Here is a 2512-nt window from a genome sequence, read left to right on the forward strand (position 1 = left end):
CCGGCCGGCGTCACGGCGAGCGCCGGCATGGACATCCTCTGCCACGCCCTCGAGAGCTGGACGGCGCGGCCGTACACGTCCTTCGAGCACAGGACGCCGGGGGAGCGCGTGCCCTACTGCGGCGCCAACCCGATCTCGGACCTCTGGGCCCAGCGAGCGATGACGCTGCTCGCCGGCGCCTTCCGCACCGCCGTGCACGACGGCGGCGACGAGGTGGCGCGCGGCGAGATGGCCCTCGCGGCGACCTTCGCGGGCCTCGGCTTCGGCAACGCCGGGGTGCACGTGCCGCACGCCAACGCCTACCCGGTGGCCGGGCGGGTCCGCGACCACCACCCGGAGGGCTACCCGAAGGGCGAGCCGCTCGTGCCGCACGGCACCGCGGTCGCGCTGACGGCGCCCGAGGCGTTCCGGTGGACCTTCCCGGCCGACCCGAGCCGCCACCTCGAGGCCGCCAGGCTGCTCGAGCCCGGCGTCGACGTCGGCGTCGGTGACCCCGCCGACGTGCTGCCCGGCGTCCTGCGCCGCCTCATGCGAGACATCGACCTGCCCGACGGCCTGGCCGGGGTGGGCTACGGCGAGGGTGACGTCGAGGCCCTCGCCGAGGGGGCGATGAAGCAGCAGCGGCTGCTCGCGACGAGCCCGCGGCCGGTCACCGAGGACGACCTGGCCGGGATCATCCGCCGCTCGCTGCACCCGTCCGACCGTCCCTGACCCCCCGGACGCGGCACCCACCGCAGCACCGACCGCGTCACCGACCGCAGCACCGGACACGACGCCGGCACAGCAGTCGCCGCCGCGTCGGAGAACCGGCATAGGGTGCCTTACGTGACGACACCGACCCCGGCGCCCGTGGCGCAGCAGCACAGCACCCCGACGCCCCTGCCGATGCCCGGCCGCGGCGACTGGCTCGACTGGGTGGCCACCCGCGGTGAGCAGCAGCTGGCCCTCGTGCGCGACCTCGTCGACGGGCTCAAGGCCGACCCCCCGTCGGATGCCCTCGAGGTGCTCCGGGTCTGGAACGAGGCGCAGGTGGCGCTGTCCAACGCCGCGGCGGTCGGCTCGCTGTTCGCCGAGGTGCACCCCGACGCGGGGGTGCGCGAGCGCGCCGAGTCGGTGGCCCAGGAGGTCCAGAAGCTCGACACCGACCTCGGCCTCGACGCCGACCTGTACGCGGTGTTCGCGCGGCTCGACGCCTCGGGCCTCGACGCAGATGCCGCCCGCGTCCTCGAGCGCACCCTGCGGGACTTCCGCCGGTCCGGGGTCGACCGCGACGAGGCGACCCGTGACCGGCTGCGCGCCCTGAGCGAGAAGGCGATCCTGCTCAGCCAGGAGTTCAGCAAGAACATCCGCGAGGACGTCCGCAGCATCCGGGTGACCCCGGACCGGCTCGAGGGCATGCCGCAGGACTGGGTCGAGGCCCACCCCGCCGATGACGACGGGCTCGTCACGGTGACGACCGACTATCCCGACGTCGTGCCGTTCCGCACGTTCGCCCGCGACGCCGAGGCGCGGCGCGCCATCACGACGGAGTTCCTCACCATCGGCTGGCCGGCCAACGACCGCGTCCTGCAGGACCTCTTCGCCGTCCGCCGCGAGCACGCGTCCCTGCTCGGCTACGACACGTGGGCCGACTACGACGCCGAGGTCAAGATGATCGGGAAGGGCTCTGCCATCGGAGAGTTCGTCGACCGCATCACCGAGCTGTCCACCGAGAGCGCCGCGCGCGACAAGGGCGTGCTCCTCGAGCGGATGCGCGAGGACGTGCCGGCGGCCACCGACATCGACGGCGCCGACACGTTCTACTACGCCGAGCTGGTCCGCAAGGAGCAGCTGGCGGTCGACGCCCAGCGGGTGCGCACGTACTTCCCCTTCGAGCAGGTGCGCCAGGGTCTGCTCGACGTCACCGGTCGTCTCTTCGGCCTCGAATGGACGCCGGTGCCCGCCGGCGAGGCCGCGACGTGGCACGCCGACGTCGCGACGTACGACGTGTCCTCCGGGGGGGAGCGCATCGGCCGCATCCACCTGGACCTGCACCCGCGCGAGGGCAAGTACAAGCACGCCGCCCAGTTCGACCTCGTCCGTGGGGTCTGCGACACGCAGCTGGCCGAGGGTGTCCTCGTCTGCAACTTCAACCGGGGGCTGATGGAGCACGACGAGGTCGTCACGCTGTTCCACGAGTTCGGCCACCTCGTGCACCACGTCGTGGCCGGCCGGCAACGCTGGGTGCGGTTCTCCGGCGTCGCCACCGAGTGGGACTTCGTCGAGGCCCCTAGTCAGATGCTCGAGGAATGGGCTTGGGACGCAAAGGTGCTCGCGACCTTCGCCCGCAACGCCGACGGCGAGACCATCCCCGCCGACCTCGTCGAGGCGATGCGCCGGGCCGACGACTTCGGCAAGGGCTACCAGGCCCGGACCCAGATGTTCTACGCCGCCCTGTCCTACGACCTCCACGTCCGCCAGACCGACGACCTCACCGCCCGGCTGCGTGAGCTCATGGGGCGGTACTCGGTGT

The 2512-nt window shown here is 72.9% G+C and carries 2 protein-coding genes; both read left to right on the forward strand.

Features of this window, described 5'->3' with window-relative positions:
• Positions 1-711, forward strand: a 711-nt coding sequence (locus tag ACPYOM_RS21620) for a dehydroquinate synthase/iron-containing alcohol dehydrogenase family protein (RefSeq protein ID WP_481347532.1), incomplete at its 5' end; no start/stop codon positions are given.
• 114 nt (positions 712-825) lie between these two features.
• A partial coding sequence (locus tag ACPYOM_RS21625; RefSeq protein ID WP_481347533.1) for a M3 family metallopeptidase occupies positions 826-2512 on the forward strand: 1687 nt, incomplete at its 3' end.

It is taken from the genome of Monashia sp. HAY1-2A (genome assembly GCF_056755315.1).